Source organism: Chryseobacterium piperi (genome assembly GCF_002285635.2).
GTDB classification, from domain to species: Bacteria; Bacteroidota; Bacteroidia; order Flavobacteriales; family Weeksellaceae; genus Chryseobacterium; species Chryseobacterium piperi.
Genome location: NZ_CP023049.2, coordinates 137,797 through 163,202, shown reverse-complemented (window position 1 = coordinate 163,202; position 25,406 = coordinate 137,797). Strand labels below are relative to the sequence as shown.

The window sequence follows — 25,406 nt, the reverse complement described above, 5'->3', positions numbered from 1 at the left end:
TTACAGGTTTTTAAAATTTAAATGAATCGCTTTGGCAAGGCTTTCTTTTTTCTGAGCTTCTGAATCCACAGACCCATCTACAAGATTATTGAATCCCATTGCTTTTTTACTGCCTCCTATTTCTACAAGCTCAACTTCTTTTTCTTCTCCCGGCTCAAAACGAACCGCAGTACTGGCTACAATATTCAGCCGTTTTCCAAAAGCTTTTTCGCGATCAAAAGACATCGCTTTATTCACTTCAAAAAAATGAAAATGGGACCCCACCTGAATGGGACGATCTCCTGTATTCACTACTTTTATTTTTACGGTTTCTCTGCCTTCATTACAGATGACAGTGCCTTCTTTTACAAAAATTTCTCCTGGTATCATAAATAATAAGGATTAACGAATAGGGTCATGAACAGTTACCAGTTTGGTTCCGTCCGGGAATGTAGCTTCTATCTGAACATCGTGAATCATATCTGCAACGCCGGGCATTACATCATCTTTATTAAGAATCTGCGCACCTTCCTGCATCAGTTCTGCTACTTTTTTACCATCTCTGGCTCCTTCCAATAAGAAATGACTGATGATGGCTATTGCTTCAGGATAATTCAGCTTAAGTCCTCTGGCTTTTCTCTTAAGTGCCAGCTCACCTGCCATGTACAGCATGAGTTTCTCTGTTTCTCTGGGTGTTAAATGCATTATATGTTATTTAAAATTAAACATGCGGTATCCGGTCTGTCTTTTAGAAAAGACAAATAGAAATGCTTTTTATATCAAAAAATTGAAAACGAATCTTACGAATCGGTATAGAAATACGGATTTTATAAGGGTAGATTAATCAAAAGAAAAATTAACAGAAGTCTATCTGTAAAGAATGATATAAAATATATCTTGGTGTAGTATTGTACACAGGATCGTGAACAACCAAAGATTGGGTTTCGTAAGAATAAGTTCCAAAGAAAAGGTTGATGCACTGTTGTACGAAAATGGAATAATCAAATTTCACTTTTTCAAGATCATTGAGATCAGGCTCATCCTGGTTATCCAGCAAAGTATAACCTTCGTCTGGGTTCTGATGATCAGATTTTTGTGAAATTTTATTTTTGGAAATGGTATGGGATGATGATTGAATCTCACCTCTGTACCCGTAAAAATAGGTACACAGAGCCGTGAAGAATACCACGAAAGAGAAGAGTACAATCCTTTTATTCATATCCATTATTGATCGTGTAAAATTAGACTAATGTAAATTCTCCGGCTATCAAAAAGATCATTTAAAATGTTCAAAATCGTGACAAATAGAAATTATATTTATTTTCAATCATCTCTTAAGTCTTTTAACCATAGGACATCAGCATAGGTGGAGAAGTAGGACAGTCGAGATCTTTTTCATATAATCCTACATTTTGATACCTAATGGATTTCATTATTTATTTATAAAATCGAAATAAAAACAACTGAAATAGTACATTTTCATGCAGAAATAATATATTTATTGAATAGTGTACTTCTGTAAATGATATTTTATAAAAACAATCGTTTATTTTTTCTTTGCCCGAATTATCGTAAATTTGTGGTACAGACTTAATTAAAAACAATTTAAATATATGTCAAAAGCAATTTCGCAAGTTCCACTTGCAGTGAATGAGCCCGTAAACTCTTATGAACCAGGTTCAGCTGAAGTAAAAAGCCTTATTGCCACATACAAAAAAATGTGGGCTGAAAAGATAGAAATCCCAATGGTCATTAATGGAAAAGAAGTGAAAACTGACGAAAAAGTTCAGCTTCAGTCTCCACAGGATCATGCTCATGATTTTGGATTTTATTATAAAGGAACCATGCAACATGTGGATGATGCGATCAATGCTGCATTAGCTGCTAAAAAGGAATGGAATGAACTGGGCTGGGAACAGCGTGCTGCTATCTTCTTAAAAGCGGCTGATCTATTGGCAGGACCTTACAGAGATGTAATCAACGCTGCTACTATGATCGGACAATCTAAGAATGTACACCAGGCTGAAATTGATGCAGCTTGTGAGTTTATAGATTTCTTAAGATTCAACGTAGAATTTATGACGGAGATGTATGCTGAGCAGCCTATTTCTGACAACGGAATATGGAACCGTGTTGAGTACAGACCGTTAGAAGGATTTTGTTTCGCAGTAACTCCATTCAACTTTACAGCAATTTCAGGAAACCTGCCTACTTGTATGGCAATGCTTGGAAACGTAGTGGTTTGGAAACCTTCAGATAAGCAGGTTTATTCTGCAAAAGTAATCATGGATGTTCTTATTGAGGCTGGTCTTCCTGCCGGGGTTATCAATATGGTATTCACCGATGGAAAAGAAACTGCTGAAAAAGTATTGGCACACCGTGACTTTGCAGGACTTCATTTCACAGGTTCTACAAAAGTATTCCAGGGAATGTGGAAAATGATCGGAGATAACATCCACAACTACAGAACATATCCAAGAATTGTTGGAGAAACAGGAGGTAAAGATTTCGTTATCGCTCACCCTTCTGCTAACGTAGAAGCAGTAGCAACTGGTTTAGTAAGAGGTGCTTTCGAATATCAGGGACAGAAATGTTCGGCTGCTTCAAGAGCATATATTCCTAAATCTCTTTGGGAAGGTGTAAAAAAAGTAATGGAAGCTCAGATGAGTACGATTAAAATTGGTTCTCCTGAAGATCCTTCTAACTTTGTAAACGCTGTTATTGATAAAAACTCTTTCGAAAAGTGTAGAGGATATATTGACAGAGCTCAAAACTCCGGAGAAGCTAAAATAGCTATTGGTGGTACATATGACGATTCTAAAGGATGGTTTGTAAGCCCAACAGTTATTGAAACTACAAATCCTCAGTACGAAAGTATGGTAGAAGAAATCTTCGGCCCTATCTTGAGTATCTATGTATATGAAGATAAAGACTGGAAAGAAACATTACAAGTAGTTGATTCTTCATCTCCATATTCATTGACAGGTTCTGTATTTGCTCAGGATCGTTATGCTATCAACGAAGCTTTCAAAGCATTAGAAAATGCTTCCGGAAACTTCTACATCAACGATAAGCCGACAGGAGCTGTAGTTGGACAACAGCCATTCGGTGGTGGTAGAGCTTCAGGAACCAATGATAAAGCAGGTTCTAAAATGAATCTTTTAAGATGGACTTCTGTAAGAAGTATTAAAGAAACTTTCGTTTCTCCTAAAGATTATAAATATCCGTATTTAGGATAAAAAATAAGTAATGAGTAATCATTAATAAGCAATATGAGCCCCGGAGTTTTACTTTCGGGGCTTTTTTGTTTTAAACTTTTGTGGTATGTTTTTTTGGCCACAGATTGCCCAGATTGACACAGATATGTATGGTTATTTTTGTTTATTAATAAAACACTCGAACTGACGATAGAACAAATATTCTCAATCCAAAGATTCCTTCTGTCATTGACTTCGTCGAACTTTTAGTTTTCGTAGGAATCTCAACCAGGTTATTATGTCTTACTAGTGAAGATCTCATCTTTACACTCGAACTGACGAAAAGTCAAAAAATGAAAATAAAATCAACATTAAAATAAATTTACATTATATTTATTAACATATTTTTGATTATTTTATTATTTATTTAATAAAACACCTACCCACTTAGGAATGGTTATTGAACTTTTACAAATACACCAAAAATAGAATAGTATGAAAAAGTTTTTGTTACTAAGCTTAGGTTTAGGAATATTTGCAGTGAGTTGCGGAACCAAAGAACCGCAAATGTCTTCAGGGAATACAGACTCTACAGCAGTAGACCAATCTCTAAAAGCCTCACCATCAACAACAGATACAATGACAACCAAAATGGCGAACCCTGATAGTATCAAAATGAAAACCGATACTATGAAAGCTCCTGCTACCCGATAAGAAGTTGAATTAAAAATGGAAAATCCGCAGATGAAAGTTCTGCGGATTTTTTAAGCTTATACAAGCTCTTAATTTATATAATACATCAGATATACCCCATTACTATCAATATTTTTTTATATTTGATAAGACAAACATTAAAAGAAATACTATGAAAAAACTATGGATTGGAGCCATTTTAGGTCTATTCTTCCTGGGAAGCTGTGCTCAAAACAAAGAGAAGCGTGAAGAGTTTAAAGATGAGCACGATAAAAATGCGATGCGAAACAGCATGGGAGATTCTGCGGTAGCGAATTCAGAACAGACTCCGGCTGCTGTATCTGACTCTTTAAAAGGAAAGACAGATTCTACCAAAACCAAATAATACAAAAATCCGCAATAGTTATTGCGGATTTTTTTCAGAATAGAATCAATGTCCGCCGACAATCAGCACATTTCATTATTCTTAAAAAATTCATAAAAATAAAAGAGCATCGTAACTATTTTGGTTTCAAGACGACTTATGCGTTAACATAATTATTACATTTGTAATCAATAAAAAAGTTTTTATGAAAAAAATAGCCATATTCTCTTCCATCCTTATTGGAGCCCTTGTTTTTGGCCAGGGGATTAAATTCGAAGATACCAGCTTTGCAAGTGTTGTTGCAAAAGCGAAAAAAGAAAACAAACTCATCTTTATTGATGCCTACGCTTCATGGTGCGGACCTTGTAAGCTGATGGTTAAAAATATTTTCCCTTTGAAAAACGTTGGTGATTATTATAATTCTCATTTCATCAATGCAAAAATTGATATGGAAAAAGGGGAAGGAATAGATCTTGCAAAAAAATATAATGTAAAGGCTTTTCCTACTTATTTATTCATCAATGCGAATGGTGAAGAAGTACACAGAACTTTAGGATACGTAGAGGAAAGTGATTTCATTCAGTTTGCTAAAGATGCTGAAGACCCTAACAAAAGGCTTACGGCTCTTAAGCAAAACTTTGAAAACGGGGAAAAGGATCCTGAATTCTTAAAGAATCTTGCGGGACTTACGATGTATAATGATGCTGAATTCGCTGGTAGGGTTTTAGATCGCTATTTCCAGCCAAAAGCCAACCTGGATCAGGAAGATGTTCAGATGCTTCTTGCCGGGACTCAAAGTACAGAAAGCCCTTTATATAAAATATTTAAGGATAAAAAAGCTGATATTATTAAAGTCCTTCCTGCAGAGAAGTATGACCTGGTTGATAAAAACATCAAGATGAACACCATCGTCAAAAAAGCTTATAATGCAGATACTAAAACATGGAATGACAGCTACTTCTTAGCTGAAACTCAAAAATTTTTAACCAAAGATGAAGCTGAAAAAATTCTGAAAAGAGCAAAAGCAAACAGAGCTCTGAAGAATGATGATGTTGCAACTTATGAAAAACTAAGCTTAGAATTATATAAAGATTACTCGGCTGCATCTTCTGAGGAACTTAATGCTATAGCGTGGAATTTCTTTGAAAAAGTGAATACTAAACCATCACTTGAAAAAGCTGTTCTTTGGGCTCAGGAATCAGTAAAGAAAAATGAAAATTATGCAAATACAGACACCCTGGCTAATCTCTACAATAAAATCGGCGATAAAAAGAACGCTAAGCTGTGGGCAGAAAAATCTGTAGAACTGGCTAAAAAATCAGGTGAGGATTCCTCCGATACTGAGAAATTATTGAAAAGCCTGTAATTTATTTAAAATCTTTAAAAACAAAAAACCGCAGAACGAGTCTGCGGTTTTTTTTTGAGTAAGAAAACTTCATCATATTGATTTGATAAGAATTTCAATTTTAGATTTAAATTTATTTCAAACGTTGCACAAATACCTGAGTAACCGGTCCTGAGCCAGTTCCGCCACCACTTAAAGCTTTCACTGTGACAGCTGCATTATTTGCCACTCTAAATGAATAGGTATTTGAAGTAACCATAGGAATAGAGGTAATTAAGGTATAAGTCTGTAAACTGCCATTCGGAGCAGTAAAACGGTCATTAACTCGGGCAACCCATCCATCCGCAGTATCATCCCAAATTCCAATAACCGGAGATTCACCATTATTAGTGGATAGCTGAGCATTCATAGTTACCTGATATACCCCATTTGCAGATACGGTAAATGAATTAGTATTGGCATTGCCAGAATAGCGGCTTTCATTGTCAACAATTATATTCGTGAGATTACCAATTGGATCTGTTGATCCACCCCCTGCCGGCTTGGTGTAATCAGCCGATAATTGTACCACAATCTCCTGGGCTACTAAAAATTCACCATTTACTACAATTACACTTCCTGTAGAATTAGGAACGCCAGCAAGACTCTGCCAGGATGGAGACATACCAGGCCCCCCAGATTTCAATACCTGACCTGCTGTTCCGGCAGATCCTATAGTCGTAGCGTCTCCACCTACGTTTAATTCATTTACAATTTGCAATGAACCATTAACATGTAATGATTTTTGTGGAGTTGTTGTATTAATCCCTACTTGGCCATAAGCGAGCAAAGGAAAAATCAACATCCCTAAAAGTACTTTTTTTTTCATTTTTCATTTATTTTTTTTGTGATTGCCCTTTAAAATTCAAAGGGTTAATTTACAAATATAGACAAAATACCTACACTTAACATTATTTAAAATAACACTTAAAACAATATCTTATATATACCATAAATTATAACAGTATATTTTAATTTTTCAATAAATTAAAATACCAAAATATGTAAACTCACGGTTATAATTACTCTGCTATGAATTAAAAAATTATGTCCATTATAAGATTTCAATAACATCAGCTTTAAAAAAACATCCGTAAAAAAAGCCGGAAGAAAACTTCCGGCTGCTTAGTATATAAATTGATAACTTAATTAAATCAATATTCAAACAATACACTACCCCATGTAAACCCACTTCCAAATGCTGAAAGAAGAACCAGATCTCCTCTTTTTACTTTCCCTTGTTCAATAGCTTCGTTAAGAGCAATAGGAATAGATGCAGCTGTTGTATTTCCATATTTCTGGATATTGTTGTGAACCTTCTCATCTGGCAATCCGAATTTTTGCTGTACAAACTGAGCAATTCTTAAATTGGCCTGGTGCGGGATAAACATATCCAGATCTTCTATTGTCTTTCCTGCCTTATCTAAAGCTTCTTGCATCGTTTCAGGGAATCGTGTTACCGCATGTTTAAAGACAAAGTTGCCGTTCATGATCGGATATACTTCCTTATTGGTAACATTTTCAGGTTCTTTTCTCATCCTGTCGCTCCATCCATATTTGGAGCCTGGAAACTGCGTACATAGCTCATCTGCATATTTACCTTCGGAATGCATATTAAAAGCAAGAATATCTCCGGCATTCTCATCTTCGGTAGCTGAAAGTACAAGAGCTCCTGCCCCGTCTCCGAAAATAACAGACACTCCTCTTCCTTCATCAGAAAAATCTAATCCAAAGGAGTGAACTTCTGCCCCTACAACCAATATATTTTTATATGCTCCTGTTTTAATAAAAGCATTGGCTACACTCATAGCATATACAAATCCTGAACATTGATTTCTTACATCCAAAGCACCAATAGTATCACATCCCAACATATCCTGAAGCAATACCCCGGATCCAGGAAAGTAATAATCAGGAGAAAGAGTTGCAAAAACAATATAATCTATATCTTTTGCTGTTAAACCAGCCTTTTCAAGTGCTTTTTCAGAAGCTTTAAATCCCAGGTAAGCTGTCGTTTCCTGAGCATCGTTCCTGTTTTTTCTGTGTCTCCTTTCCTTAATTCCTGTTCTTTCAGTGATCCATTCATCACTGGTGGTCATTAATTTAGCTAAATCATCATTGGTTACAACATTATCCGGAACATAAAATCCGATTCCTTTTATTGTACTTTTAATCATATAGTTTTATAATTTTGGCAAAGATAAACTTATTTAACACATAGTATTTCAAAATATCACTATTTTTACTTATGCCAATTGACACGATTTACAGAGATTCCCATTGCGAATGGGTAGATGTAGAAGCTCCTACACCGGAAGACCTACAATTCCTTCATGAAAGATATGAAATTAACAACCTTCTTTTGGAAGATACCCTAGATCCGAATCACTTACCAAAATATGAAGAAGACGGAGATGTCAAATTTTTCCTATTGCGTGAAAGTACTGAGCTGGAAAGAAAAAACCTCAATACGATAAGTGATATCAGCACCAAGATAGGAATCTTTATTTTGGAAAATACCATTATTACCGTCCATAGGATGAAAACAAGAAGTATTTCCGAAACTAAAAAGCAATTGGCCGTCAATCAGACTACGACCTCATCTCAGAAAATAGCATTAATGATTGCTCTGCTGATTATGAAAAGTTTTGATGATGAATCAATCAGCCTGCTGGAAACCATGGACAATATTGAAAATGAAATTTTTCTAAAAAATACCAACCACACCAATCAGATTCGCAGGCTTTATAAACTGAAAAGAAAATCAGGACTTAACTCAAGAGTTCTTGTTATTTCTACCGATGCTATTGATAAATTCAAACTTCTCAATTTACAGGACTCTGAATTTGTGGACCTGAAAGATAAACACAAAGATGTGGTAGCCGATTTTGACCATTTAAATATTCAGATTACCAACTTAATTTCCATGTTTCTGGCTCTTTCAGATCAGAAAGCCAACCAGGTTATGAAAGTACTGGCTATTTACTCTGTCTATTTTTTACCGATAACCTTTATTGCCGGGGTTTACGGAATGAACTTTGACGAAATGCCCGAACTCCATCAAAAATATGGATACTATTCTACTTTGGGACTCATGGGATTGATTGTTATTGTTACATTTATTTATGCACGGAGAAAACAATGGTAATTCTATGAATAAACAACACTTCTAGCACAGATGCTACTATTATTTTAATTCTCGCTGATTGAGCCGATTTCGCAGATGCTGTAAAAATCAAAGATTTTTACAGAGCTTATGTGTACTTGTTATACACTATGAATTCAACTTAAATAGCTTAAGTGTTTTAAATAACTTTTGTGACTTTTGTGGTTAATCTTTTTACCATAGATTAACACAGATGTGTATGCTTATTTTTCTCTCGCAGATTGTGCACATTTGGTCCATCTTATAAAAATCTTTGATTTTAAGAAGCTTATGTGTACTTCTTATACACTATGAATTAAACTTAAATAACTAAAGTGTTTTAAATAACTTTTGTGACTTTTGTGGTTAATTTTTTTAGCCCACAGATTTCGCAGATTTACACAGATATTTTTATGTTTATTTAGCTCTCGCAGATTGAGCAGATTAAGCAGATTTTTATTTTCCTGCTGTGTTTAGATTCCTTCACTCCGCTTTCGCTCCGTTCTGAAATCGAAGATTAGACGAAGTCAATGACACACATTCTGTTTTAGCTTTGTCATTTCGAACACAGTGAGAAATCTTTTAATGATCTTAATAACTTATTATTCCTTAATGTTTAGATTCCTCATTCCACTACGCTTCATTCTGAAATCGAAGATTAGACGAAGTCAATGACAAACGACGACGGTAACTGCCATTATTATCTTTACTGAGTGAAACGTCTTTTGCGCCTTAGAAATACATTACTTTTAAAATCCTTTGCGTCTTTGCGATTAATCATATTCAAAGTGTTTTTTAAACTCAAGTAAACTAGGGTGACTTTGCAGATCTTTTGGTATTTTTATCTTAGATAAAAATCATTACATCCTAAAAACGAAAATATCTTTAAAAGAGATTTCTGCATTTGTATCTAATCATAAACTATGAAACCGCTATGAAACCTGATCTTCTCAACAAAATACTAGATGACGGTGTTCTTTCAAAAGAATCCAAAGATAAACTGATGGCTCTCCATGAAAATATTTCATCCAAAGAGTTTTCAGACCTTTTGGATGATGAGGGCAATCAATATGTAGAATTTGTTCAGGAAGGTGGTGGTGTTTGGGGAAGTGCGTTAGTAGGCTACCTTTATGGTCTTGAAATCTTCGGAATCCGTTTTCTGAAAGTGGCAGGAACCAGTGCAGGTGCAATTAATACCATGCTTATCGCTGCCTATAAAACAAAAAAGGATGCAAAAAGTGAAAAGATCAAAGAAATTTTATTCAACTGGAATTTTGCAGACTTCATGGACGGAAAGCCGTATGTACGTACAACCGTTCATGCTATGCTGAACAATAAAAACTTTCTGAAGACCAACATCATTATTGCTGCTATTACTTTAATTCTTCTAATTATTACTCCTTTTGCCATTCCTTCGGAAACCATATTACGGGCAAAGTTGCTTTTTCTAGTACCGGTCATCCCATTGATTATTATCCTTTTTTGCTTAAAAAAGTTTTACAATGATTTCAGGAAACAAAACAGTGGATTGAATCCCGGAAATACTTTTTTAAATACAATGAAAGAAGTACTGGATAGCTTTGAGGTAAAAACAGTAGCAGAGCTCAACCGAAAATTTGCGCCAAAGGAAAAAGACCTCGATCTTAATTACCGTTATGGCAATGGGCAGGAATATTATACGATTTCCCTTAAAAGTATGGAAGCCATTAAAACTAAGAATCAGGAACATATTGATGAAACCCAATATAAAATATTTTATGATAGTACGGTAAATAATGATCACTATAAAAACAATCCATTTTACCTGTTAAAATCTGAATATGTAGTAGTGACCACTGATATTAATGCTAAAATTAAAGTAGAACTTCCCACGATGGCCAATTTATACTGGTCAGAGGAAGAATTGAAACATATCAGTCCCGCTGAATTTGTGCGCGCTTCAATGTCAGTCCCTTTTTTCTTCGAACCTCTGCAAAAAAGAATTAATAAAGATGATGACTCCGTGAAATATGCCTGGAGATTCTGGATGAATACTCAACCTCAGGATATCTACCCTGTCGGTATTTTTATCGACGGCGGGAGCATTTCCAACTTTCCTATCGATCTTTTCCATATGAGCGAGTTCTTTTATCCGAGAATGCCTTTGTTTGGCGTACGACTGACCAGTAAATCTGAAACGGATTCCGAAAAAGGAAAAACAAGCGAGCAGATTATGAAAACACCTTTTTCATATGCCGGAAATATCATTAATACTTTAAAAGGGTTCAATGACAAATCTTTTCTTACCAAACATACTTTTTATACTTTATACAGTATACAAAATGTGGATTGCAGCTCGAGCAGCTGGCTGAATTTCTTTATGAAAAGAGAAGAAAAAGAACAGCTTTTTAATGCCGGGTTTCTGGCTGCATTGGATTTCCTCAACCGATTTGACTGGGAAAAATATAAGTATGAAAGAATGATGATCTACATGAAAGAGAAAAAAATATTGAAAGAAGAGGATACCCCTACAGTAGGATAACAAGAGGCTAAAGAAGCAGCTAATTTTTATTGTAAAGTTTTTAATGCAAAAATTCAAACAATATAGAATTATTCACTTCGTTATACGTTTAATTTCCGTATTAATTTATCGTAATTCAAAGGTTTTGCATTAAGCATTCTTTGGATAATGTTATGAAAGATGGTATTTCTATTTTGTGAACGGTTAATACGGTATGAAAATTCATTACAATAACTTTCTACATGTTTTTTACTTACATGAGTGGGTATGGTTCGAATCCAAGACTTTATCTGGTGGATAATCACGTGTAATTGTTTAAAATTCTTTCCTTGATCCGAAGAGATTTGCTCAATATTATACTTTTTACTCAAGGGAAGATATCCTTTCCACTTATCGGTCACCACTTTGGCTGATTCACTGATGTGCTGCTCAAAAATAGGCGTTAAAGATTTAGCAGAATAATCATCAATGGCTTTGATGTAAACACGTTTCACCTGATGCTTTTCGCTAAGTTCAACCGCCACAACAGCTTTGGTTTTTTGTGTGTTATAGCTTCTGCCTTTTTTACCCTCTTCCATTCCACCTACCACAAATTCGTCTACATGAACCAAATCAGACATCGGATATTTCTTACTGCTTTCCATGGCTTTTCTTACCTTATGCATAAATGTCCATGCCGTGGGTTGGCGGATGCCGTAGCGAAGGCCTACCTGAATGCTCGAGATCCCTTTACTACTGTTTACCATTTCAAAAACAATATGAAAGGCTTTGTGTAAACCGAATCGAACCCTATGAAATAACGTCCCTGCTGTGGCACTTTCTACATGATTGCAGCTATAACAATGATATTTATGGCCTGATTTTTCACAGCCTGAGGTATTACCGCACTTCGTACAAACAAAGCCGTCTTTCCATTTCAAGTCAAACAAATAACCCAGACATGAATCGTCATCTGGGAAGACTTTTCCAAAGTTGATAAGATTTTGGCCTTTAAATATTTCCATATAGCTCAGGTTCTGGTAATAATATACAGAATTTATTTAGATAACTCAATATATTTATATTCACAAAAACAGGTCATTAGACCTTTTTTTTATGAATTTGCAACCCAATGTATGTACTATAAAAAATATAAGTAATGACTAAAAATAAAGAAAACATCAACCAATTCTGCCAACAAAACAAAACCTTTTGGAATATACAGAAATATATACTGTTAATGTTATTGGCGGACAATGGTTGTTAGCAATATGCACTTCTTTAATTACAGAAAAAAAGAGGTTTGGAGACATAAAAAAGTACTTTCCAACGATTGCAGATAGAATGCTTAATCTTCAATTGAAAAAATTGGTAGAAATGAAAATTGTTACCCGTACGGTATTTGCACAAGTCCCTCCCCGGGTTGAGTATGAGCCGGCTCCAATAGACTATGAATTGGAACCCACCTAAAAAGAATTGGAAAAGTGGGAGAAAAGCATAAGAAAACAACCCGCAATGAATAAGTAATATTGATACATAGAATCCAACTTAATCCGTTATATCAGGCAATATAAAAGCTTAAACCTGATATAAAAAGAGACCCGAAAATAATACTTTGTCATTTATTTTCAGATCCCTTCTATCATTACATAAAAAATGTAAATTTTAGATTATGATAAATTCCAGTATTCTACAATTCTCTTTATCATATTTTCTCAATAAAGTTCATATATCCGGAGACACTGCTTTCAACCCATTCAGGAGAAGGATTTACTTCCATTCCATAATATACAAATAATCCTTTATAATCTGCCTTTACATAATTAAAAGTCAACTCAAAAGGTCTTGTCATTTCTTTCATAGTATACTTCTGCTTACCCGCTGCCGAATACCCTTCTTCGCTGATTCCTGTTGATATTAATAGACCTATTTTCTTTCCTCCTACTTTATAACCACTGTCAGTTCCAAATGCCCAACCAAACGCAAACACCTCATCGAACCATTTCTTTAAAAGCGGTGGACTGCTGAACCAGTAAAAGGGAAACTGAAAAATGATTTTATCATAAGATTCTATTAATGCCTGTTCTTTCTTAACATCAATATTTCCATCAGGATAAGCTTTATACAACTCATGAATACTATACTTTTCAGGATACTTTTCCAACTCTTCCACCCATCTTTTATTAATTACAGAGTCTTTCATGTTGGGGTGTGTTACAATAACTAATGTTTTCATTTTAATTTATTTAAATTTGTGATTACAAAAATAATACATGTAACTAACTTTTTGTACATTAGCAATAAATTGTCTGATACTATAAAATTTGTAAGTAATGTATAAAATAAAGAAAACATCCACCAATTTCGCCAATAAAGAAACACTATTCGTGATGTGCCCGGAAGTATATGCTTCCAATATCATCGGCGGACAATGGTCGTTAGCTATATGCTGTTCTTTAGTTAGAGGAAAAATGAGATTTGGAGAAATCAAAAAAGATCTTCCAACGATTACCGAGCGAATGCTTACCCTGCAATTAAGAAAGCTTGAAGCACTTCAGGTTGTTACCCGTAAGGTATTTGCAGAAGTTCCTCCCCGTGTTGAATATGAATTGACACCAATCGGCTATGAATTAGCCCCCATTATCAAAGAATTAGAAAACTGGGGAAAAAAACATAAAGATACAGTTGGTGATATAGAATAATACCAATTTGTATTCAGAAATAATTAATTGCAGCATTATCATACTATAAAAACTATAATATTATGACTAAAATAAAAGAAACATCAACCAATTTCGCTAATAAAAAAGCATTAGGAGAAATATGTACAGAAGTATATGCTACCAATATTATAGGAGGACAGTGGGCGTTAGCCATATGCGGCTGGCTTATTAGTGGAAAAATGAGATTCGGGGAATTAAAAAGATCTCTTCCAAACGTCACAGAGCGAATGCTTACCTTACAGCTCAGAAAATTAGAGGAGAACAAAATCATTACAAGAAAAGTGTATGCCGAGGTTCCTCCTAAAGTGGAATATGAATTAACTCCAATCGGATATCGTTTGGAACCTATTATTATGGCTTTAGAAGATTGGGGTATAGAGCACAAGAAATATGTCGGTGAACCCGAACCGGTATTGGCATGCAAAAAATAAAATAGTCAAAAGTTTTTTAACAATATAAAGTTCAATAAGCAGGGTATCAAATTGTACCACTTTCTGAACTCTGAAATCAAAAAGCATCTCTTTTCGCTCAAATTTTGTTTTGATGCAGAGATGCTTTTTGATTTTATGAATATCCTATTATTCTGCTTTCCACTTCGGCTTATGCTTTAAAACAGTTCCGTACACAGCACATTCCTCAGAGTGAGCCCCCTTCAGATAACCGATACTCATAAGAAATTCATTCACAATTTCCCCACCGGTAAATTTGAACGTTTTCTTAAACAATTTCATCCATTCTTCTAAGGTTTTAGGATGATGATGCTCCAGCCACTTTTCAAAAGAACCGAATTCTTTTTGCAGTTGAATAATGGTTTTAGCATTTTCAATCGCTGCATTAACCTTTAGCTTATTCCGGATAATTCCTGGATCATTTAACAATCTTTCACGGTCATCTTCTGTATAATCTGCCACTTTCTGAATATCAAACTGATCATAAGCTTTTCTAAAACCTTCTTCTTTCTTTAATATCGTTTCCCAACTTAACCCCGCCTGGTTAATCTCCATAATCAGTCTTCCGAATAATTCATTATCATCATGAATAGGAAATCCGTAATGGTTATCATGATAGTTTTTGTGAAGAGATTTCCTGCTTTCAGGCTGCATTCTTTCTATGGCTGAACAATAACTCATTTGAATATTTTTTCTGTTTTGGTTAAAAATTGATCTAAAGCATCTTTAATATCTATGCCGGTACGATCTGCTAATATAATCAACCACCAGATATTTTCACCCAGTTTATGTTTAAGTTCATCACCAGAACCCGTTTTTAGCCATCTTTTCTGATGTGACATGATATCCCTGCCTACCAATCCGGCATCAGTGAGATACGCAAGTGTATCTTCCTCCAGGGTCCATTCACTACCATGATGTTGCTTTTCCAACTCATGGTATTTTGCTCTGATCTCCAAAGAGCGCTCTATGATTGTATCAAAATTATTCTGGTCCATTATTTAATTTTTTGAAGTGATTGTTTATATTCATTAGGCGTCTGTTTTGTTTTATTTTTAAATAACTTACTGAATGACTGAGGATGTTCGAAACCCAGCTGATAAGCTATTTCAGAAACTGAGAATTGAGGTTCTGACAAATATTCTTTAGCCTTTTCAATCAGTTTATCATGAATATGCTGCTGGGCACTCTGTCCGGTATAATGGCGCAGCATATCACTTAGATATCTTGGGGTAAGATTTAACTGAGAAGCCAAAAATTCTACTGTAGGCAGCCCGTTCACTCCATTTTCTGCGTCAAAATGATGATCTAACACCTCCTCCATCGTAGAAATTAAGTCATGAGTCGCAGGTTTTCTGGTAATAAACTGACGGTTATAAAACCGGTTGCTGTAAGTAAGCAGTAATTCTATCTGTGAAATAATCACATCCTGGCTAAACTGATCAATCCTTTCTTCCAGCTCACTCTGAATATAAGTAAAGATTTCCAGCATGGTTGTCTTCTCTTTTTCTGAAAGATAGAGGGCTTCAGCTGCTGAATAAGAAAAGAATCCATATTTTTTTATTTTTTGTGATAAGGAATAAGACCTCATAAAATCCGGATGAATATACAATGACATACCACTATACCCTGATTCTTCATGGTTCAATATAAGAACCTGACCGGGTGAAACAAATGACATCCCTCCTTCCTCAAAGTCATAGTATCCCTGCCCGTATCTGATCTTACCATGGAAATCGGTTTTAAAAGAAATCTTATAAAAATCAGTTTTCATCCCATGCTCAAAATCTTTTGGATCAAATCGGGCTTCACCGTAATTGATAATACTGATAAGAGGATGCAATGGCGCAGGCCGTCCCATCGCCTGATGCAAAGCTGATAAGGACCGAAAATGAACAGGTAATTGAGTCGTTTTCATAATACAAAGATAAGATAGGATTGTGACAACAGGGAGTCAGTAGGAAACTTTTATAAGCGATGAGTTATAAGTTATGAATGATGAGTAATGAGTAATAAGCAATGGGTAATATCGACCTAATACCCGTTACCTCCAAATACAAAACCTGATTTTATTTTTCGAACATGGTTTTCAACTCCGATCGCATTCCGGTCATGATACAAAGCTATAGCATCTTCACCGGCAACATACCTCAGCTGATCTTTTCCATCAGTAGCTGCTTCATAAATAATACCAGCAATAACTCCAGAAGTTGAATAATGAGCGACCTGTTCAGGGCTATATCCTTCCTGAACTTTTGAAACCATTTGTTGGTACGCTTCATGCTGAGCACCATCAAGCGATCGGCCGGCAAAATCGGTCTGGATTCCACCCGGAGCCACTACCTTTACCTGAACTCCGAATTGCGCCATTTCATACCCCATAGACTCTGAAAATCCATCTACAGCAAACTTGGTAGCACTATATATCGAACAGGTAGGAAAACCCATCAAACCAAAACTGGAAGTAATATTGATCAGAACCCCTGCCCGTCTTTCTCTGAAATAAGGGGTAAAAGCTTTAGTAATCCTGATCACCCCCAGCAGATTCGTCTCAATCTGTTTTTTAATCTGGTCGTCTGTAAAAGCCTCAAGAGGACCTACCAGCCCATATCCTGCATTATTAATCACTACATGCACCTCATTTTCAGAAAGAATCTTCGTTATGGTCTCTTCCAACTCTTCTTTATTCGTAACATCCAGCTTGATAATCGATATATTTTCTAATGCGGTTAACTCCCTCTCTTTTTCCGGATGCCTCATCGTTGCTATTACATTCCAGCCATGACTTTGAAATAGTCTGGCAGTTGCTTTTCCCAAACCTGAAGACGCTCCTGTAATAAAAATTGTTTTTTGCATTGTTGTAATATTGATAAGGCAAAGGTCTTTAGAAACAGAAAATTAAATGTAGCCATATTGAGTATGATTGTAGCTATTTTGACGAATATGATTAATCAAATCAGAAGTATACATTTTATTTTAAATTAACTACCGACAAAATACATTCATTTTTTTCCTAGAGTATAAAAGCCTAGTTTTGCAGAGGATGTCAGATTTTAAAATACATATGAAAATATATAAAACAATCATTACCGTGCTTGTTCTGATATTTTCGTTATCTCCATGTTCGATTAAAAGGAACCTTCTGGATATTTTTGATATCGAGTACATCAATACTTTCAATAAAGTAAAAATCACTTATCAGGCTTCCGGTTGTAGTGGATCTACTGAATTTAAGTCTACAAAAACAATAGTTTCTAAAGGAGATTTAAAATCAGATCATCATCCATTTTCCTTTCGTATTCCTGCATTCTGCTTTTCAACAGAAGGGCAAAAATCCCTCAACAACTATTCCGGCTACACAAGTGGTAACAGTCCTCCAAAATATATTTTATTTAAACGGTTGAAAATAAGCATGGCCTAGATTCTCATCTGCGCACTTTATTTATCAATCATTCAGTAAAATATAATTTAATGGAAAATAACAACATGAATCAGCCCATGAATAAGGCTGGCTTATATACTTTATCTATCCGTCTCGTGATTGGATGGACCTACTTTTCAGCTTTCTGGAGAAGGCTGGTTCTCGAAAATAAATTAATTCCGGACGAACAGGGATATATCGGAGAAAAATTCAATCACTTTCTTCCTAACGCATTAGGAATCAAACCGATTATCGAATATCTGGTCACTCATCCTGATGCGCTCCATACTTCAATGGTCACCTTTACGATTATTGAAGGTATTATAGGCTTATTGATCATATTAGGTGTATTTACCAGACTAATGAGCATTGGGATTTTCGGGTTGGCATTTGGAATTCTATTAGGTTCCGGCTGGCTTGGAACTACCTGTCTTGATGAATGGCAGATTGGCGTTTTAGGAATTGCAGGTGGATTTACCTTATTTCTCACCGGAAGCGGTCCTTATTCTTTCGATTATTACTTTATGAAAAAAAATTGGCCTTTTACCCGTAAAAAATGGTTCGGATGGACAGGCTCAGGTAGTTTTCCTATTCAAAATCCTAAGATTTTTGTACTCATCCTCTCCGTTTTTATTTTTGGTATCACCTTATTTACCAATCAGTATTTCCATGGTGGCGTATGGGGAACTTTGCATAATAAATCCGTAAAACCTAAAATTGAAATTTCTGATCTTAAACTTCATGAATCTGATATTAGCTTTAATGCATATAGGACAGAAGGAGCAGATGTCTATGGTTCATTTCTTATCGGAATCCATATTTTAGATCAAAATGGAAAAATTTTAAAAGCATTACATGCTGACGATTTATCAAAATTCCAATCTGACCATATTAAAAACTATTATGTCGCAAAAGTGAAACCAGGCAAACACAGCTTAATTATTCCTCTCGGTGCCAAAGCTGATATAAAACTCAATATTGGAGATATTTCCGATCTTAGAAACAAAATACATAGTATAAAACTGATCGATGTCAGCGGTATAGAATGGACGGCTACATTTTAAGCAACATCCAATAATAAAAAAGCCTCCGAGATATTTCGGAGGCTTTTATTAAATTTAGTGCATGGCATCACTCAAATCTATTTTTTCTTTACTTTTTCTTTCTTTTACAAATAAAATAAACGGTATACAAACCAAGAAAGCAATTCCTAAATAGAGGAAAACATCCATATAGGATAGTACCGTAGCTTGTTTGGTAACCGATAGATCCAGCATTTTATAAGCAGCATTCAGCGCGTTATCGGGAGTCATTCCTTTTGAGATAAAACTTGCTTTCAGGCTTGCTATCCTCTGTTGGACTTCAAAGCTGTTGCTATCAAGATGGGTAATTAAGTTGACCCTGTATTTCTGACTTGCATTAGCAATGAAGGTTGTAATAGCCGCAATCCCGAAAGATCCTCCTAATTGTCTCATCATCCCTGTAAATGCAGCTCCTTGTCCAATTTCCTGACCTTTCAACGTACTTAAAGATAAGGAAGTAATAGGTATAAATAGAAGTCCTAATCCAGCTCCCCGTACTATTAACATCCAGAAAAATGCTTCTTTACTGGTATCCGGTGTAAGGATCTTATATCCCCAGAAACTATAAACAAAGAAAATAAATAGCCCTAAAGACACCAGGATTTGTTGTTTCGCTCCTTTTGAAAGCAATCTCCCAATTATGGGCATCATGAAAGCAGTCGTTAAAGCCGCAGGGATCATTAAAGCACCCGACTGTAAAGCCGTCCACCCCAGGATACTTTGCGTATACAACGGAACAATAAAAGTAGAACCATATAAACCAAATCCTAATACAAAAGACATAGCGGTTCCGATTCTTAAGTTACTATTCTTTAATACCCGCAATTCTACGATTGGGTACTTAAAGGTAAGTTCACGCCAAAGAAATAATATAAATCCTAATATGGCTGATACGGTAAAGGCTACGATCATTCCACTGGCAAACCAATCTTCTTCATGACCTCTTTCCAGAATAAATTGTAATGAGCCTACTGTAACGGCTAACAGAGCAATTCCAATCCAGTCAACATCGGAAACTTTTCGTTTCTCGGCATATTTCGGACTTTTTACAAACTGTAAAGTCATCAAGGTAGCCGCAATACCAATCGGAATATTGATATAGAAAATATATGGCCAGCTAAAATTATCTACGATATATCCTCCCAATGGTGGGCCTAAAGTCGGACCGATAATAACGCCCAAACCATAAATTGCTTGAGCCATACTTCTTTTCTCAATCGGATATGATTCCGTAATGATGGTTTGTGATGTTACCAGCAATGCTCCACCGCCAATCCCCTGGCATAGTCTGAAAAATACCAGCTCCCAGATATTGGTTGCATTTCCACATAAAAATGAAAATATGGTAAAGATAACAATAGAGGCCGCAAAATAATTTCTACGCCCGAATTGCTGCGAAAGCCAACTCGTCATCGGTACAATAATTACGTTACCTATAGCATAGGCCGTAATTACCCAACCTACTTCAGAAAGGGTAGATCCCAGGTTACCTTTCATTTCGTTAAGGGCAACGTTCACAATCGTGGAATCCACAATCTCAAGCAGAGCACAAAGAATAGCTGTGACCGTAATGATCACTCTTCGGGCTCCATATTCTACTAATGAATCTTGCATAATTTTTATAGGTACAATGTGAAATTTTGTAAAATGTATTAATGATTTTGGCTAAAGCCATTAGATCTTTCCTTTTATTGAGTGGGCTGAAGCCCACTTCTATTGATTGTAAAAACCCTTGAACTATTTAAATCTTTTAATACTTAAATTCTTCAATCTTTAAATCATTCATCAATACGTTAATACAAATTCTATTTTAACGAAACTTCAGCTTTCACATTCATTCCCGTTCTTAGTCTTTTAGCAATATTTTTATCCAGGTTCACAAAATCAATTTTTACAGGAAGTCTTTGTACTACTTTTACGAAGTTACCACTAGCGTTATCTGGAGGCAGAATAGAAAATGTAGCTCCAGTTGCAGGAGAGAATGAGCTTACCACTCCTTCAAAATCCTGGTCAGGGAAAGCATCAATTTCAATTTTCACTTTTTGCCCTTCTACCATTTTATCAACCTGAGTTTCCTTAAAGTTTGCGATTACCCATTTTTGATCATTTTTAACAAGACTGAATAATTGTGCTCCGGCTTGTAAATATTGTCCGGCCTGAATAGGAACTTTTCCAACAAAACCATCTTCAGGGGCAAGAATAATGGTATAAGAAAGATTTAATCTTGCGTTCTCTACATCTACTTGTCTTTGCTTAGCCACTGAACTAGCAACGTTGATTTGTTGAGAGCTTGCTTCAGTCTGAGAAGAAGCAATTCCTGTCTGCTGAGCAACCTGATTTCTCTGATCTACCAAAACCTGCAGTTGTTTATCTGCCGATTGTTTTGCTGCTAAAGCCTGCTCATATTGCTGTTCTGTAATGGAATGATCCTTTACAAGATTGGCATATCTTTTTAAATCCTGAGAAGTTTTCCAAACGTTTACTTTTGCTGCTTCTATCTGAGCGTTTGCTGTAGCTACCGCTGCTTCTGAACTGCCTATATTTTTCGATGTTGCAGAAGTTGTAGCCTGTGCTGTTGAAATATTGCTTTTTGCTGTAGACAATGCCGCTTCTGCCTGATCTAAAGCCATTTTTTGATCTCTGTTATCCAGAATAACCAGGGTATCCCCTTTTTTTACAAACTGGTTATCTTTTACTTTTACTTCCGTTACATATCCTGAAACTTTGGAAATCACAGGGCTCATATTGGAAGCTATTTGAGCATCGTCAGTTTCTTCGTGCACCTGTCCGTAAGAATAGGTTCTGTATCCGTAAATTCCACCTCCGATTAATACAACTGCTAAAATGATAGGAAAAACTAAACTTTTTTTCTTTTTTGGTTCTGAGTTTTCTACTTGTTGTGTTTTATTATTTTCCATTGTGGTATTATTCTTTTATTTAATTGTTAAAGTTCCTGTAGTTTGTAATAGTTTTCTGTAAGCCAATGCAGCATCTGCTTTTGCATTAATTACTCCAACATTGGCTGAAATCTGAGCCGCGTCTGCATCCAGAAGTTCTGTCATAGTCGCTAAACCATTATCAAACTTGTTTTTAGTTATTCTATAGTTTTCGTTAGCTTGTTCAGCTGATTTCTCAAAAACAGCAATTCTCTGCTTAGAGTAATTGGTATTTTGGTACTCTCTGTTAACATCAAGCTTAATATTATCGTTTAATAGTTCGTTCGTTGCAGCAAGCTGTTGTTCTCTTGCTTTAGACTGCTTCAAAGATGAGTTCTCTTTCCACAGATTGGATAGGTTATAAGAAACCCCTACTCCTACATTGACTGCATTGTATATCGTAAGGAATTTAGGAATATCTGCTGCTATATATCCTCCTGTAAATGCTATTGACGGAAGATTTTCTGCTTTGGCAGCTTTTGATCCCATTTCTGCAGCTTTTCTTTGCTGTGCCAATGCCTTTAAATCCTTACGGTTTTCTCTGGCTTCATTCACATAGTAATCAACAAGCTTTACTTCATCTCCTTCTTCAATATAGTTTTGATCTACCTCTATTTCTGTCTTTTCTGGAAGACCTAATAACAAATCCATATTGATATTGGCAATACTGTAGTTGTTTTTAGCATCCAATAGCTGAAGCTCGATATTCGAAGTCTGAAGGTTAGCCTTTAACCTGTCATTTCTTGCAATCAAGCCATTGTTTTCCATTTTCAGGAACGTTTCATCTCTCTTTTCAGAAGCAGTAAGATTCTCTTCAAGTACTTTGATAGACTGATTGGCTTTAAACAGGTTGTTATAAGCCTGTGCAATATTGTAGGCAATAGCTATCTTATCATTTTCCGTATTTAATTTTGAGGCTTCCACCAGGTATTTGGCCGACTCAATTCCATACTTTATTCTGCCACCACTGTAAATCGGTACACTCAGATTAGCTGAACCGTAAAGAACCTGATGAACTTCCGGACCACCTGCTGAGGATACTCCCGGGATTTTCAAATCAATGGTAGGCTTTATAGGAAGGTACATATAACTTCCTGAAACTTTCAGCTCCGGAAGTTGTTTATTCTTCGCTTCCAGAAGATCTGCTGTAGCCTCTTCTATTTTGGCTGCGTCGATCTTGAGGCTCTTGCTGTTTTGGATTCCCAACTGTACAGCTTCATCGAGGCTGAGTTGTTTTTTCTCCTGAGCATTTGCGTTTGCAATTCCCACTAATAGAGAAAGCGCAATAACTGAATTATTTATTCTCTTCATAACCCAAAAGGTCTTTTAGTATATGTTTTATATGTTTATTAAGTTCCGCGTAATATTTCTCATCAAAAGCATCTTCATCTTCATTGTTATTCAGGAATTCCTTATACATTTCTTTAGCGTTCGATGCATAAAACAAGGTTCCGCTTATGGTAGCATGTAATAAATAAATAGCTGGATTTTTAGTAAAAATTCCTTTTTTAAGCCCGCTTTCCAGCACCTGGGAATACATCGAAATAAATCCCATTTTTGTTTGTTTGAGAAATTCTACAATCTGAGGGTTTTCTGCATGCAGCTGTTCCCTTTGCATAATTCTGTAAAAACATTTATGATCTTTTACCCTTGCTGAAAACTGATCTACGATTTTTTCTATCTTCTGCCATTCGTTGATATCTGTTCTTTCCAGAATATCTTTTGAAAAAAACTGGCCTTCGTTCATTCTGTACTCCACCAGTTTCTCGTATAATTTTTCCTTTGAGCCGAAATAGTAGGAAATCATAGAAATATTGACATTGGCCGCCTTGGAAATTTCTCTGGTAGAAGTCCCGTCAAAACCTTTTTCAGCAAAAAGCTTTTCAGCGGCGAATAATATATTTTCTTCTTTTGAAATCATATCATTGGTATTTTTTCAGGGCGCAAATTTACACAAGATTTTCATAAAATCAAACGATTGATTGATTATTTAATATCTTTTTAATATCGGTTAATATAACTCACTGTAAATTAATACATTTTAGCTAAATAAAAATATTAAATTTGATTAATCGATTTTAAAATTAAACCTACTTTAATTTATTAGTTAATTTTATTTAATCAAAATTCAGTCATTTCAAATTTTTAAAGCATTAAAAATATTTTTCAGGATAAAAACTACAATCAACGAAAAATATTTACAAATAGCTTCCAGACAGGTCCATAATACAATAAAAAAGACCCCGAAATATCGGAGTCTTTTTGTATGGTATCATTTGTCCTGGTGTTGAAACCTGACCAAAATATGTTATCTGTGTACTATGTTGTCTTATGAATAAATCTTGACAGTTTAATTCCTAAATCGGTCCAGATAATCTTAGGATTCCCATTTCGGGTTAAGTGTAAATCAGCTGTGCTGATTTCTTCCAGAATACTTTCAATATTGGCCCCGCTGATAAATTTAGAAAACCCTACCCAGTTAAAGCCATTGGCATCAATCTTTTTATAAACCAAACTTTCTGATTGGTAATTCTGAAGTAATGCTAGTCTGAATATTTCAGAACAATAGTTGAGAAAGTTTTTTTGCTTTTCTCTGTTCCAGCCTGCAATCTCTCTTGCCCAAAGAATAATATTTTTAAGGAATTCGGGTCTCTTTTTTACCTGGAATGCATCCCTTACCCATTGGATAAAAAGCCTTTCAAATTCTTCGTTTTTATTTCCGGAATTTAACAGCTTAATGGCATCATTAAGATCGCCTTGAGCTTCATGAACAATTTCTCTGCACTGATCTTCCGAAACAGAAAAATTCTTCATCAGGTACTCCTGGACATCGGTATCATTAATTCTTGGAACCTCTACCATCTGTGTTCTGGAAAGTATGGTAGGCAAAATATCATCTGTCGTTTCTGCAGTGAGAAGAATAATCGTTTTCGCCGGAGGTTCTTCTAAAAATTTCAGGAATTTATTAGATGCTGCAATATTCATTTTATCAGCTCTCCAGACAATCAGAATTTTAGTTCCTCCTTCAAAACTTTTAAGAGAGAATTTCTGGTTTTGATCATCCACTTCATCGGCAGAAATAAAAAGCTGCTTATTTTCAGAATCTAAGAAAGCCGTCCAGTCATCATAGCTTGCATAAGGGGAAGAGATAATCATCTCCCTGAATTCTTCAAATTTATTTTTACTCAAAGAGTTTTTATTGTCCGTATAAACCGGAAAACTGAAGTGTAAGTCCAGATGGTTTAAATGCTCTACTTTCGAAGCGGCATGCTCATTTTCCTTCTGCAAAATTTCTTTGGCATAAGCTAAAGCCATGGGCAAGGTTCCATATCCTTCTTTTCCGATGAAAAGCTGGGCATGGCTGACTCTATTTTCAGCAATACTGTCTCTAAGAAGTTTTTTCAGGTTCTCTTGTCCGGCAATGTTCTCCCAATTCATATAATAAGAAAACAGCAAAATTAATTAAATTTTGCTGTTTTCTTATATAAAAATGATAAAACTCGCATACCAATACTAAGTAAAAAGTAATTGTGAATAAAACATCTTAGGTTTTA

The 25,406-nt window shown here is 35.4% G+C and carries 27 protein-coding genes; 11 read left to right on the top strand and 16 right to left on the bottom strand.

The features are described from left to right. The 3 genes from ureB to CJF12_RS00775 form a co-directional block, all read right to left on the bottom strand. The gene (ureB, locus tag CJF12_RS00785) at positions 1-369 is read right to left on the bottom strand and encodes an urease subunit beta (protein WP_034684282.1); all 369 of its coding nucleotides are present in this window, start codon (positions 367-369) and stop codon (positions 1-3) included. 12 nt (positions 370-381) lie between these two features. Next, positions 382-684 carry an urease subunit gamma gene (gene ureA, locus CJF12_RS00780; protein ID WP_034684280.1) on the bottom strand — a complete coding sequence of 101 codons (303 nt, stop codon included), beginning with the start codon at positions 682-684 and terminating at the stop codon, positions 382-384. A 151-nt stretch (positions 685-835) separates the two neighbouring features. Further along, complete coding sequence (locus CJF12_RS00775) at positions 836-1,198, bottom strand: hypothetical protein (RefSeq protein WP_131329528.1); 363 nt, start codon at positions 1,196-1,198, stop codon at positions 836-838. A gap of 394 nt (positions 1,199-1,592) precedes the next feature. Here CJF12_RS00775 and pruA point away from each other — a divergent pair, with 394 nt between their 5' ends. From pruA to CJF12_RS00755, 4 genes are all read left to right on the top strand, one after another. Further along, positions 1,593-3,218 carry an L-glutamate gamma-semialdehyde dehydrogenase gene (gene pruA / locus CJF12_RS00770; RefSeq protein ID WP_034684276.1) on the top strand — a complete coding sequence of 542 codons (1,626 nt, stop codon included), beginning with the start codon at positions 1,593-1,595 and terminating at the stop codon, positions 3,216-3,218. A 453-nt stretch (positions 3,219-3,671) separates the two neighbouring features. Next, positions 3,672-3,890 (top strand): hypothetical protein, encoded by a 219-nt coding sequence (locus CJF12_RS00765; protein WP_034684273.1) that lies wholly within the window; start codon positions 3,672-3,674, stop codon positions 3,888-3,890. Positions 3,891-4,041: 151 nt separating this feature from the next. After that, the gene (locus CJF12_RS00760; RefSeq protein WP_034684270.1) at positions 4,042-4,254 is read left to right on the top strand and encodes a hypothetical protein; all 213 of its coding nucleotides are present in this window, start codon (positions 4,042-4,044) and stop codon (positions 4,252-4,254) included. A 184-nt stretch (positions 4,255-4,438) separates the two neighbouring features. Further along, positions 4,439-5,599, top strand: coding sequence for a thioredoxin family protein (locus CJF12_RS00755; protein ID WP_034684267.1), 1,161 nt, complete (start codon positions 4,439-4,441; stop codon positions 5,597-5,599). A 112-nt stretch (positions 5,600-5,711) separates the two neighbouring features. On the opposite strand, the gene CJF12_RS00750 is transcribed toward CJF12_RS00755, so the two are convergent. Next, positions 5,712-6,446, bottom strand: coding sequence for a hypothetical protein (locus tag CJF12_RS00750; RefSeq protein WP_034684265.1), 735 nt, complete (start codon positions 6,444-6,446; stop codon positions 5,712-5,714). A gap of 325 nt (positions 6,447-6,771) precedes the next feature. Continuing rightward, a complete protein-coding gene (locus tag CJF12_RS00745) occupies positions 6,772-7,794 on the bottom strand; it encodes a 3-oxoacyl-ACP synthase III family protein (protein ID WP_034684261.1) in 1,023 nt (340 codons plus the stop codon). A gap of 71 nt (positions 7,795-7,865) precedes the next feature. On the opposite strand from CJF12_RS00745, the gene CJF12_RS00740 reads away from it, so the two are divergent. Both CJF12_RS00740 and CJF12_RS00735 read left to right on the top strand, forming a co-directional pair. Next, the gene (locus CJF12_RS00740; RefSeq protein WP_034684257.1) at positions 7,866-8,765 is read left to right on the top strand and encodes a magnesium transporter CorA family protein; all 900 of its coding nucleotides are present in this window, start codon (positions 7,866-7,868) and stop codon (positions 8,763-8,765) included. 931 nt (positions 8,766-9,696) lie between these two features. Then, the gene (locus CJF12_RS00735; RefSeq protein ID WP_034684256.1) at positions 9,697-11,283 is read left to right on the top strand and encodes a patatin-like phospholipase family protein; all 1,587 of its coding nucleotides are present in this window, start codon (positions 9,697-9,699) and stop codon (positions 11,281-11,283) included. 80 nt (positions 11,284-11,363) lie between these two features. On the opposite strand, the gene CJF12_RS00730 is transcribed toward CJF12_RS00735, so the two are convergent. Next, a complete protein-coding gene (locus CJF12_RS00730; protein ID WP_095591028.1) occupies positions 11,364-12,266 on the bottom strand; it encodes an IS1595 family transposase in 903 nt (300 codons plus the stop codon). Between the two features lie 187 nt (positions 12,267-12,453). On the opposite strand from CJF12_RS00730, the gene CJF12_RS00725 reads away from it, so the two are divergent. Further along, positions 12,454-12,711, top strand: a complete 258-nt coding sequence (locus tag CJF12_RS00725; RefSeq protein WP_316930822.1) for a winged helix-turn-helix transcriptional regulator — start codon at positions 12,454-12,456, stop codon at positions 12,709-12,711. A 235-nt stretch (positions 12,712-12,946) separates the two neighbouring features. Here the strand turns inward: CJF12_RS00725 and CJF12_RS00720 are convergent, their stop codons facing one another. After that, on the bottom strand, positions 12,947-13,477 hold the full coding sequence (locus CJF12_RS00720; RefSeq protein WP_034682387.1) for an NAD(P)H-dependent oxidoreductase: 531 nt from the start codon (positions 13,475-13,477) through the stop codon (positions 12,947-12,949). A gap of 97 nt (positions 13,478-13,574) precedes the next feature. Here CJF12_RS00720 and CJF12_RS00715 point away from each other — a divergent pair, with 97 nt between their 5' ends. Beyond that, entirely contained in the window at positions 13,575-13,943 is a 369-nt protein-coding gene (locus CJF12_RS00715; RefSeq protein WP_034682389.1) for a winged helix-turn-helix transcriptional regulator, read from the top strand. Positions 13,944-14,005: 62 nt separating this feature from the next. Then, entirely contained in the window at positions 14,006-14,395 is a 390-nt protein-coding gene (locus CJF12_RS00710; RefSeq protein ID WP_034682390.1) for a winged helix-turn-helix transcriptional regulator, read from the top strand. A gap of 147 nt (positions 14,396-14,542) precedes the next feature. Here CJF12_RS00710 and CJF12_RS00705 read toward each other — a convergent pair whose 3' ends face one another. The 4 genes from CJF12_RS00705 to CJF12_RS00690 form a co-directional block, all read right to left on the bottom strand. Then, positions 14,543-15,094, bottom strand: a complete 552-nt coding sequence (locus CJF12_RS00705) for a DNA-3-methyladenine glycosylase I (protein WP_034682391.1) — start codon at positions 15,092-15,094, stop codon at positions 14,543-14,545. After that, the gene (locus tag CJF12_RS00700; protein WP_034682393.1) at positions 15,091-15,411 is read right to left on the bottom strand and encodes a MazG-like protein; all 321 of its coding nucleotides are present in this window, start codon (positions 15,409-15,411) and stop codon (positions 15,091-15,093) included. Before CJF12_RS00700 ends, CJF12_RS00705 begins: the two co-directional genes overlap by 4 nt. Further along, complete coding sequence (locus CJF12_RS00695) at positions 15,411-16,331, bottom strand: helix-turn-helix domain-containing protein (protein ID WP_034682396.1); 921 nt, start codon at positions 16,329-16,331, stop codon at positions 15,411-15,413. The genes CJF12_RS00700 and CJF12_RS00695 overlap by 1 nt, the downstream gene beginning before the upstream one ends. A 116-nt stretch (positions 16,332-16,447) precedes the next feature. Continuing rightward, complete coding sequence (locus CJF12_RS00690) at positions 16,448-17,269, bottom strand: SDR family oxidoreductase (RefSeq protein WP_034682398.1); 822 nt, start codon at positions 17,267-17,269, stop codon at positions 16,448-16,450. Positions 17,270-17,477: 208 nt separating this feature from the next. On the opposite strand from CJF12_RS00690, the gene CJF12_RS00685 reads away from it, so the two are divergent. Together CJF12_RS00685 and CJF12_RS00680 are read left to right on the top strand one after the other, a co-directional pair. After that, the gene (locus tag CJF12_RS00685) at positions 17,478-17,834 is read left to right on the top strand and encodes a hypothetical protein (protein ID WP_099668543.1); all 357 of its coding nucleotides are present in this window, start codon (positions 17,478-17,480) and stop codon (positions 17,832-17,834) included. A gap of 50 nt (positions 17,835-17,884) precedes the next feature. After that, positions 17,885-18,898 (top strand): TQO small subunit DoxD, encoded by a 1,014-nt coding sequence (locus CJF12_RS00680; RefSeq protein WP_034682400.1) that lies wholly within the window; start codon positions 17,885-17,887, stop codon positions 18,896-18,898. Between the two features lie 54 nt (positions 18,899-18,952). Here CJF12_RS00680 and CJF12_RS00675 read toward each other — a convergent pair whose 3' ends face one another. From CJF12_RS00675 to CJF12_RS00655, 5 genes are all read right to left on the bottom strand, one after another. Then, a complete protein-coding gene (locus tag CJF12_RS00675; RefSeq protein WP_034682401.1) occupies positions 18,953-20,530 on the bottom strand; it encodes a DHA2 family efflux MFS transporter permease subunit in 1,578 nt (525 codons plus the stop codon). Between the two features lie 191 nt (positions 20,531-20,721). After that, positions 20,722-21,834, bottom strand: a complete 1,113-nt coding sequence (locus tag CJF12_RS00670; RefSeq protein WP_034682402.1) for an HlyD family secretion protein — start codon at positions 21,832-21,834, stop codon at positions 20,722-20,724. A gap of 15 nt (positions 21,835-21,849) precedes the next feature. Further along, positions 21,850-23,163 (bottom strand): TolC family protein, encoded by a 1,314-nt coding sequence (locus tag CJF12_RS00665; protein WP_034682403.1) that lies wholly within the window; start codon positions 23,161-23,163, stop codon positions 21,850-21,852. After that, positions 23,147-23,773, bottom strand: a complete 627-nt coding sequence (locus tag CJF12_RS00660; protein WP_034682405.1) for a TetR/AcrR family transcriptional regulator — start codon at positions 23,771-23,773, stop codon at positions 23,147-23,149. The genes CJF12_RS00665 and CJF12_RS00660 overlap by 17 nt, the downstream gene beginning before the upstream one ends. Before the next feature lie 398 nt (positions 23,774-24,171). After that, the gene (locus tag CJF12_RS00655) at positions 24,172-25,290 is read right to left on the bottom strand and encodes a DNA polymerase III subunit (RefSeq protein WP_034682408.1); all 1,119 of its coding nucleotides are present in this window, start codon (positions 25,288-25,290) and stop codon (positions 24,172-24,174) included. Positions 25,291-25,406 lie beyond the last annotated feature (116 nt).

Bases quoted from the DNA above. Each gene is read 5' to 3' on its own strand.
- CJF12_RS00715 (WP_034682389.1), top strand. From the start codon at position 13,575: ATGTATAAAATAAAGAAAACATCCACCAATTTCGCCAATAAAGAAACA.
- CJF12_RS00765 (WP_034684273.1), top strand. From the start codon at position 3,672: ATGAAAAAGTTTTTGTTACTAAGCTTAGGTTTAGGAATATTTGCAGTG.
- CJF12_RS00775 (WP_131329528.1), bottom strand. From the start codon at position 1,198: ATGAATAAAAGGATTGTACTCTTCTCTTTCGTGGTATTCTTCACGGCT.
- CJF12_RS00755 (WP_034684267.1), top strand. From the start codon at position 4,439: ATGAAAAAAATAGCCATATTCTCTTCCATCCTTATTGGAGCCCTTGTT.
- CJF12_RS00685 (WP_099668543.1), top strand. From the start codon at position 17,478: ATGAAAATATATAAAACAATCATTACCGTGCTTGTTCTGATATTTTCG.
- CJF12_RS00690 (WP_034682398.1), bottom strand. From the start codon at position 17,269: ATGCAAAAAACAATTTTTATTACAGGAGCGTCTTCAGGTTTGGGAAAA.
- ureA (WP_034684280.1), bottom strand. From the start codon at position 684: ATGCATTTAACACCCAGAGAAACAGAGAAACTCATGCTGTACATGGCA.
- pruA (WP_034684276.1), top strand. From the start codon at position 1,593: ATGTCAAAAGCAATTTCGCAAGTTCCACTTGCAGTGAATGAGCCCGTA.
- CJF12_RS00695 (WP_034682396.1), bottom strand. From the start codon at position 16,331: ATGAAAACGACTCAATTACCTGTTCATTTTCGGTCCTTATCAGCTTTG.
- CJF12_RS00740 (WP_034684257.1), top strand. From the start codon at position 7,866: ATGCCAATTGACACGATTTACAGAGATTCCCATTGCGAATGGGTAGAT.
- CJF12_RS00665 (WP_034682403.1), bottom strand. From the start codon at position 23,163: ATGAAGAGAATAAATAATTCAGTTATTGCGCTTTCTCTATTAGTGGGA.
- ureB (WP_034684282.1), bottom strand. From the start codon at position 369: ATGATACCAGGAGAAATTTTTGTAAAAGAAGGCACTGTCATCTGTAAT.
- CJF12_RS00670 (WP_034682402.1), bottom strand. From the start codon at position 21,834: ATGGAAAATAATAAAACACAACAAGTAGAAAACTCAGAACCAAAAAAG.
- CJF12_RS00710 (WP_034682390.1), top strand. From the start codon at position 14,006: ATGACTAAAATAAAAGAAACATCAACCAATTTCGCTAATAAAAAAGCA.
- CJF12_RS00745 (WP_034684261.1), bottom strand. From the start codon at position 7,794: ATGATTAAAAGTACAATAAAAGGAATCGGATTTTATGTTCCGGATAAT.
- CJF12_RS00700 (WP_034682393.1), bottom strand. From the start codon at position 15,411: ATGGACCAGAATAATTTTGATACAATCATAGAGCGCTCTTTGGAGATC.
- CJF12_RS00675 (WP_034682401.1), bottom strand. From the start codon at position 20,530: ATGCAAGATTCATTAGTAGAATATGGAGCCCGAAGAGTGATCATTACG.
- CJF12_RS00655 (WP_034682408.1), bottom strand. From the start codon at position 25,290: ATGAATTGGGAGAACATTGCCGGACAAGAGAACCTGAAAAAACTTCTT.
- CJF12_RS00760 (WP_034684270.1), top strand. From the start codon at position 4,042: ATGAAAAAACTATGGATTGGAGCCATTTTAGGTCTATTCTTCCTGGGA.
- CJF12_RS00735 (WP_034684256.1), top strand. From the start codon at position 9,697: ATGAAACCTGATCTTCTCAACAAAATACTAGATGACGGTGTTCTTTCA.
- CJF12_RS00730 (WP_095591028.1), bottom strand. From the start codon at position 12,266: ATGGAAATATTTAAAGGCCAAAATCTTATCAACTTTGGAAAAGTCTTC.
- CJF12_RS00705 (WP_034682391.1), bottom strand. From the start codon at position 15,094: ATGAGTTATTGTTCAGCCATAGAAAGAATGCAGCCTGAAAGCAGGAAA.
- CJF12_RS00750 (WP_034684265.1), bottom strand. From the start codon at position 6,446: ATGAAAAAAAAAGTACTTTTAGGGATGTTGATTTTTCCTTTGCTCGCT.
- CJF12_RS00720 (WP_034682387.1), bottom strand. From the start codon at position 13,477: ATGAAAACATTAGTTATTGTAACACACCCCAACATGAAAGACTCTGTA.
- CJF12_RS00660 (WP_034682405.1), bottom strand. From the start codon at position 23,773: ATGATTTCAAAAGAAGAAAATATATTATTCGCCGCTGAAAAGCTTTTT.
- CJF12_RS00680 (WP_034682400.1), top strand. From the start codon at position 17,885: ATGGAAAATAACAACATGAATCAGCCCATGAATAAGGCTGGCTTATAT.